Raw genomic sequence first — 6,949 nt, forward strand, 5'->3', positions numbered from 1 at the left:
AGGACCCCAAGCCGTTCATCTGGACGAAGACCGCCGAGGAGATCCTCGAATCCCTCGCCCGCTTCTGCCGACGGATCTCTGGCGCAGGACACTAGTACTGCAGCCCGTAGATCGTGATCTTGCTGGTCAGGGCCGATGCGGAGACGGCTGCGGCCACCGTTGATCATCGTGAGTCGTGTCGACAAATGAAGATCACGCGTGCCGAACCGGACGTCGTGCAGGCATGCGGTGAAGGTAAACCTCCGCCAGAGCCACCAGGGAGTTCACTCGCCACCGACGCCTTGGCGCCAACCCTGTCCCGCCCCCGATGCCGGTTCGGACACGGCCGCGCCAAGGCGGGACGCTAGGTTGGCAACCGCATCCCGAAGCTCCGTCCCGCCCACGATATGGAAGGCGAAAGGGACCGCCGCCAGCCACTCCTGCGCGTACATCGCCGGGTTGCGGGTACTGCCGACGAGCATGCAGTGCTCTCCCGCCGCCCCGACGGGTTCGAGCCGTCCCATCGACGGCCCGACCCACGGGACGACCCGTTCCACCGGTGCGTCGAAGAGCACCCGCGTGGGGTAGGCCCATCCGGTGCCGAGGTTCTCCTCCAGCACCGTGACCGGGTCGAGGTCCTCCGGCATCCGGAACCCGACCGCACTCTCCTCGGCCACCAGTACCCGATCGACCCGGTAGGTGCGCACGGCGTCCACGCGATGGGAATGGCAGAGCAGGTACCAGCGCGCCCGGCGTACGACGACCGCCCACGGGTCCACCTCCGCCTGCCACTGGTTGCCGGCCTCGCTCCGGTAGGTGATCACCACACGCCGCCTGGACGCGATCGCGTCCACCAGGGCGCTCGTCACGGCGGGATCGGCGTAGGCCGCACTCGGATCGGGCGCGGCAGCGGCATGCTCGCGCAGCGCGGCCGCCTGACGCCCGATCCCCTCGGGCAGCGCATGGATGACCTTGCCGAGGGCGGAGCCGACGAGATCCCCGGGGTCGGTGGCGGCGGGCCTGCCGTCGAGCACTGCCATGACCAGGCTGAGCGCTTCGCTCTGGGTGAAGCTCACCGGCGGCAGCCTGGTCCCGCGCCGCAACTGGTAGCCGCCGTGCGGGCCGCGCACAGAATCCACGGGGATGCCGGCCTCCCGGAGGATCGCGACGTAGCGACGTGCGGCGCGATCGGTCACCCCGAGCCGCTCCGCGAGCTGCTCGGCCGTCGTGCCGGGGCGGGTCCGCAGGATCTCAAGGGTGCGCAGCGCGCGGGCGGTGGGGCTCGTTCCGGTCTCCACCTCGGACAGCGTAGGCGGCTTCCTGACAATCAGGAAGCAGATCGTCCTGAACCCCTCCTAGCATGGCAAAGCCCGGTCGGGCAGGCCGCGTCCACTCGACGCTTTCGGCTGCTGTCTTTGGTCCAACTTCGACGGAAAGTTGATCTCACTGTGGAAATCCTGCTCATTGGTGGTCTGTGGCTGGACGGCACCGCATGGGACGCGGTGACACCGACCCTTGAGACGCTCGGGCACCGCCCGCGGCCGGTGACCCTTCCGGGCCAGGGCGACGGACGCTCGTCCGCCACGCTCGACGAGCAGCTGGCGACGGTCCTCGCCGCCGTCGATGCAACGGTGGAAAAGCCCCTGCTCGTGGCGCACTCGGCCGCCTGCACCCTCGGCTGGCTGGCCGCTGACGCGCGCCCGGAGCGGGTGGCCAAGCTGGCACTGATCGGCGGCTTCCCCAACGAGGACGGCCAGCCGTACGCCGACTTCTTCGAGATGCGCGACGGCGCCATGCCCTTCCCCGGCTGGGGCCCGTTCGAGGGTGTGGACAGCGCCGACCTCGACGAGGAACTGCGGCAGCGCATCGAAGCCGATGCCATCCCCGTCCCCGAGCAGGTGGCCAGGGGCGTGGTCCGGCTGTCGGACGAGCGCCGCTATGAGGTTCCGGTCGTGGTGGTCTGCCCGGAGTTCACCCCGGAGCAGGCCCGCGAATGGATCGCTGCCGGCGAGGCGCCGGAGCTCACCAGGGCCAAGCAGGTCGAGTTCGTCGACATCGAGTCCGGCCACTGGCCGATGTTCACCAAGCCGGCCGAGCTCGCCCGCCTCCTCGGACGAGCTGCGCGTTGAAGTCGTCTGCCCGCTGACGATCGAGGCCCAGTTCACCTGGATCGACGTGTCGCGGGTAATGCCGGGCCAGGTCTGCTGCTTTGACGGCAGCAACGGCTCGATCGAAGGCCTCACGACGTGCGGTCTGCCAGGACTGACGACGAGTTCCCCAGGGATTGAGGAAGGCTCGCCAACCGACACGCCGGCGAGCGCGAAGGTTGGCGCGATCGAGGCTACGAGCCCGGCCAAGTCGCAGGTGGAGGGCGGCCCAGGAGCCCCTAGCAGGGCCGTCTCTGGGCCGTCCAAGGCCGCTCGGTAGCGGCCTACGACGACCGCTGACGCGCCCGGGACCACCGCCCGGACCAGCGAAAACCCAGCTCACCGAGATCCCCGACAAGAACCAGATCAAGAAGACAGGCCAGTTCGGCGGCCCCCGGTGCACCTGGCGGGCTCCGATCTCGTCGGGTCACCGTCAGCGGTCGAAGCAGGTGTACGAACCGTCCTGCCCGCGCGCAGTGCTATTAGAACTCCAGCACTTCAGCATCGGCGCGAGCGTGTACGCCCGGTAGGCAGCCGCAAGGAGCAGCAGACCGCACACCAGGCCGGCGGTGACCTGCAGAACCTCGGATCCCCGGGCAGCCACCGCAAGTGCACAAAGGGCTGCCCCGATACCGAGGACCAGGGCGAACAGCGCAAGCCCACTGAGGTTGTCCCGCAGCCCCGGGGTCGACTCTTGCTCCATCGTGAACATGAAGCTGAACAGGAGCAGCAGCGCGACGAGCATCGCGCACCCCAAGACCAGACACCCCTTCACAAACCCCCACCCCTTCAGCTGACGAAAAGCAGGTCCGAGTCGCAGCGCAGCCTACGGCCCCTTGAAAGGGGCCGGAGACCAGCAAGAGCGGAAGAGGCAACTTCGTGTGCCCGTTGCGTGCCCGATCGAGCAGCGCCCGGCGGGGAACAACGAGGAATATCGGTGAGTGGGCCAGGACCGCGCAGGTCAGCGTCTTGCCAGGTCAGCCTCGTCCGCATACGCACCTCACCAAACCAGGTGAGTCAGTGGTGCCGCCTAGAGTGCGTAATGTCGGCACAAGATCGAGCACCCGGGGGTGGGACGTGGAGGAGCGCGAGCGGTTCACACTGTTGCGGATCATCGGCAAGTACGGCGGCAGTGTCATGGTCCAGCTGAACGACTCGTACGCCCCGGGCATCCCGGATCTGCAGGGACAACTTCTGGTCCACAACGACTTCGTGGCCGGCATTCACGACACCTTCGTGGACCCAAGAGACCTGGCCGGCTGGTCGCACGTATTGGACGAGGTTGCCGCGGGGCGCAACGCCGTTTGGCGCGAGGCTGCGCGAGTCGCCGAAATAGGCATCCGTTTGGACTGGCGAGAGAACGACCACGATCGAATCACGGTCACCATCGCCGACCAGCAAACCACCCGGCTGGCCATCTCCCTCGACGTGGATCGCGGCTGGATCGACGAGCAGCGTGTCTTGCTCGAAAGACTCCGTGCCGTCTGGGCGCACCTGCTCCCGGCAGACTGAGAAGCTTCAGACAGCGCTACCGTCGTCTGTCATAGGTAGGCAAGTGCCCGGTACAGCAGCGAAGTACCGCAACCACAGCACCCGATCACGTCCAGTAGTGTCCCTGCAAGGCCTGACGATGACCGATCTGACCCGAGCTGACAAATCCACATAGAGCTACGGATCAGAAGGTGCCCGTGCCCCTGCCGTGCCCGTTCGACCGGGAACTGACGGGGAACCACGGTGGTTGACGGACAGCGCAGATGAGAACGGCCCCCGACCGATTCACCCGGTCAGGGGACGTTCAACTGCGGTGGGTGTGGGATTCGAACCCACGGTGACAACGCTGCCACGACGGTTTTCAAGATTGCTCCCAGCTTGACGGAGACGCCCCGGCCGTGGAGGTGAAAGGATCCCGCCGTGTCCAACGCCGAGCAGGAGGGTCTCATGAATGTCGCGATAGCCGTGGGGGCTCCCAAGGGGTATCTGGACTATCTGGCCGTTGGCGGCGCGCGGTTCTGTGTGGAGATGGCGCGCAGGAGTTTCGGTGAGCCGCCCGCCGGGTTCTGGGTGTTTCAGCGGAAGCCGGTCCGGCTTCCGCTGCCCGAGGCGGAAGACATGGAGCGATGGGTCGACGAGTGGTTTGCCTTGGGCGACCCGGTCGACGCCCTGCGGGGTGAGCGGCAGAGTAACGCGGCCGAGCGTCTGGCAAAGAAGAACAAGGCTTTCGGGCCAGGGGAGTTTGCGCTCGCCCCAACACTGAAGGCGATCGTCGCGGCGACGGGTGACCTGGACGGCCACACGCTCGCTGTCGTCGCGCTGACCTCCTCGCCGGATGACGGCGCCGCCGTCATCGCCACGTTGAAGAGATTTGCCCGCTATCCCGTCTTCTGGGTGTTCGTCGGAGCGAACTATGACATCGAGCGTGTTCTGCACCTCGGCGCACTGGACACCTTGGGCGAGCGCCCCGGCGATCCGGAGAACGTCCTGGTCCTGAAGACGCATGGGTGGGGATCGAAGTTCGGCAACTGGCGGCGGAGGCGGCGGATCAGAAAGGCGTCGACCCGCTGGCGCCGCCGCGTCCCGCTGGGCTGAGATACCCCGTGTCTGGCCGGCTCGGGAGAAGAGCCGGAGCATTTCCCGCAGGCGCTATGGTCGGGGCGCCGTTCACGGGTGCCGGCCGGAGCGTGGTGAGCGTTATGGGCTCCCATCCCGACCACCTTCGACCCAGGCAGAGCCGAGCAGTCGCGGCCCAGGGCGTCAAGGTCGTTCGTACAGTGGCGTGCTCCACCTTGACGCCCTGAACCACGCCCGGACCACGATGTGTGGGCCGAAGGCGGACGGGATGGGAGCTGGGGCGAGTGGTGGGTTGAGGTAACCGTGCAGGCGAGGCCTTCCAGGAAGTACGCAGGTACAGAGCCAGAGTTGGGTGTCCTCAGCGACGAGTCCTGCCCCGTCCGGATCCAGCTCGCACCTGTTCCCGCTGAGACACTGGGCACATGGGTAGAACATCTGAGATCATCGTGCTCGCCAGACGTGCCGAGGAAGTGATGGAGCCGCTCACCCGGCCAGGCTGGAACACGGACTGGGTCAAACCCTTCATTCGCATCGACGAGGGCATGTTCGACGGCTGGAGCAGGCCGGACGACTACTGCTTCACCTGGGTCATCCAATTCGATAAGTCCCGGTGGCATGGGCTGCTGGCTCACCTTGAGTCCCTTGCGTGGCCCGATCCGTACTCGGTTCAGGTCTTGGTGCGGGATCAGGATGACCACTGCTTTGGACTCTGGATGATCTACGACGGCAAGCTGCTCGAGGTGCCGCTGCCGCGCACTGTGCGCGAGCCTTTCGAGTCCAGCGTTACCGGTGTTCTTAGCCGCACCGACAGTCCGAACACGTAAAAGTGGTCCTAGGCCACTGCCCTGAGCAACCTAGGTGACCGTGCCCCTGACGTGCCCAATCGACGGGGAACTGACGGGGAATCACGGTGATCGACGGACAGCGCCCATGAGTACGGCCCCCGACCGATTCACGGCGGATTCAATCGGCCGTCGCAACACGTGATCACTTACGTGTGGTGGCGAGCAGTTTAGACAGACGCTCGGCTGGGGTTTCCCAGCCGAGCGTTTTGCGTGGTCGGCTGTTGAGTTCGGCGGCCACGGTGTCGAGATGCTCGCGGCTGTGCAGGGACAGATCGGTGCCCTTGGGAAAGTACTGCCGGAGCAGGCCGTTTGTGTTCTCGTTCGAGCCGCGTTGCCAGGGGCTGGCGGGGTTGCAGAAGTAGACCGGCATGTTCACCGCGGTGGAGAAGAGCTGGTGCCCCGCCATCTCGTTGCCCTGATCCCAGGTCAGTGACCGTCGCAGGTGGGGCGGCAGCTGGCTGATGGTGGCGGTGAGGGCCTGGTGGAAGTGTTCTGCCCGGTGTCCGTTGGGCAGGTGCACCAGCATGGTGAAGCGAGTCGTGCGTTCGACGAGTGTGCCGATCGCGGAGCGGTGGCCGGCGCCGACGATGCAGTCGCCTTCCCAGTGGCCGGGAACGGCACGATCGGCGGCTTCGGCGGGCCGGTCGCTGATCATCACCATGGGGGCGGTGAACCGGGGCTGCCGCTTGTGTGCCTGGCGGTGGGGGCGTCGGCGGGCCCGTCCGGTCCGCAGGGCACTGGTAAGTTCGCGGCGGAGTTCTCCGCGGCCCTGGACGTAGAGGGCCTGGTAGATCGTCTCGTGGGTCACGTGCATCTCCGGCCGGTCGGGGAAGCGTGCCCGCAGAACCTGACAGATCTGCTCAGGGCTCCACCGCTGTTCGAGGTGGCGCTGGATGAAGTCTCGCAGTTCGGGGTTCTGTCCTATCTTCCCGGTCTTCGGGCGGGGCCGACGAGCCTCTGCGCGGCTCTGTGCGGCGTGAGGGCGGTAGACCCACTGGGAGGATCCCGCGCGCACCGGCACGCCGTTGCGGCGTATCTCCCGGCTGATCGTGGAGGGGCTGCGACCGAGCTCGGCGGCGATCTGCCGTATGGATGCCTTCTCTATCAGCCGGTCGGCGATGTGAAGGCGGTCAGCCTCGCGCAAGTACCGCGACGGACCGTCCGGCGAGATCGGCCGCCGCACGCTGGGCCTGGCCTTCTCCCCAGTTGTTGCCGCCCGGGAAGCACGAGTCCGGGCAGCTCACACATTCACTGGATCGAACTCCTAAAGCGGTGCTCACCCTACGGCGAGTTCAAAGCGAGGAAGAGAAGCCGTGAGAGAAGCCGGCGGACTGGTCGAGGTGAAACGGTGAGCCTGCACGCGTGGGAATCCAACCCTGCCGTAGTGCGGCCCCGATGGCGTCGGCGACA

The 6,949-nt window shown here is 66.8% G+C and carries 7 protein-coding genes; 4 read left to right on the plus strand and 3 right to left on the minus strand.

Going from position 1 to position 6,949, the window contains the following annotated elements; genetic code table 11:
* Positions 1-263: 263 nt before the first annotated feature.
* The gene (locus ACFU6I_RS47150) at positions 264-1,277 is read right to left on the minus strand and encodes a helix-turn-helix transcriptional regulator (RefSeq protein ID WP_384380372.1); all 1,014 of its coding nucleotides are present in this window, start codon (positions 1,275-1,277) and stop codon (positions 264-266) included.
* Positions 1,278-1,427: 150 nt separating this feature from the next.
* Here ACFU6I_RS47150 and ACFU6I_RS47155 point away from each other — a divergent pair, with 150 nt between their 5' ends.
* The gene (locus tag ACFU6I_RS47155; protein ID WP_384380374.1) at positions 1,428-2,108 is read left to right on the plus strand and encodes an alpha/beta fold hydrolase; all 681 of its coding nucleotides are present in this window, start codon (positions 1,428-1,430) and stop codon (positions 2,106-2,108) included.
* Positions 2,109-2,559: 451 nt separating this feature from the next.
* On the opposite strand, the gene ACFU6I_RS47160 is transcribed toward ACFU6I_RS47155, so the two are convergent.
* Entirely contained in the window at positions 2,560-2,871 is a 312-nt protein-coding gene (locus ACFU6I_RS47160; protein WP_384380376.1) for a hypothetical protein, read from the minus strand.
* A gap of 332 nt (positions 2,872-3,203) precedes the next feature.
* Between ACFU6I_RS47160 and ACFU6I_RS47165 the strand changes: the two genes are divergently transcribed.
* The 3 genes from ACFU6I_RS47165 (at position 3,204) to ACFU6I_RS47175 (ending at position 5,518) form a co-directional block, all read left to right on the plus strand.
* Positions 3,204-3,638 (plus strand): DUF5959 family protein, encoded by a 435-nt coding sequence (locus ACFU6I_RS47165; RefSeq protein WP_384380379.1) that lies wholly within the window; start codon positions 3,204-3,206, stop codon positions 3,636-3,638.
* 399 nt (positions 3,639-4,037) lie between these two features.
* Entirely contained in the window at positions 4,038-4,712 is a 675-nt protein-coding gene (locus ACFU6I_RS47170) for a hypothetical protein (protein ID WP_384380381.1), read from the plus strand.
* A gap of 404 nt (positions 4,713-5,116) precedes the next feature.
* A complete protein-coding gene (locus ACFU6I_RS47175; protein ID WP_384380384.1) occupies positions 5,117-5,518 on the plus strand; it encodes a hypothetical protein in 402 nt (133 codons plus the stop codon).
* A 163-nt stretch (positions 5,519-5,681) separates the two neighbouring features.
* Here ACFU6I_RS47175 and ACFU6I_RS47180 read toward each other — a convergent pair whose 3' ends face one another.
* Positions 5,682-6,722 carry an IS30 family transposase gene (locus ACFU6I_RS47180; RefSeq protein WP_384380387.1) on the minus strand — a complete coding sequence of 347 codons (1,041 nt, stop codon included), beginning with the start codon at positions 6,720-6,722 and terminating at the stop codon, positions 5,682-5,684.
* Positions 6,723-6,949 lie beyond the last annotated feature (227 nt).

The organism is Streptomyces sp. NPDC057486 (assembly GCF_042802415.1).
In the GTDB taxonomy this organism is placed as follows: Bacteria; Actinomycetota; Actinomycetes; order Streptomycetales; family Streptomycetaceae; genus Streptomyces; species Streptomyces yanii.

What these genes read in the sequence shown, in the direction of transcription:
- ACFU6I_RS47160 (WP_384380376.1), bottom strand. Translation starts at nt 2,871, where the DNA reads ATGCTCGTCGCGCTGCTGCTCCTGTTCAGCTTCATGTTCACGATGGAG.
- ACFU6I_RS47175 (WP_384380384.1), top strand. Translation starts at nt 5,117, where the DNA reads ATGGGTAGAACATCTGAGATCATCGTGCTCGCCAGACGTGCCGAGGAA.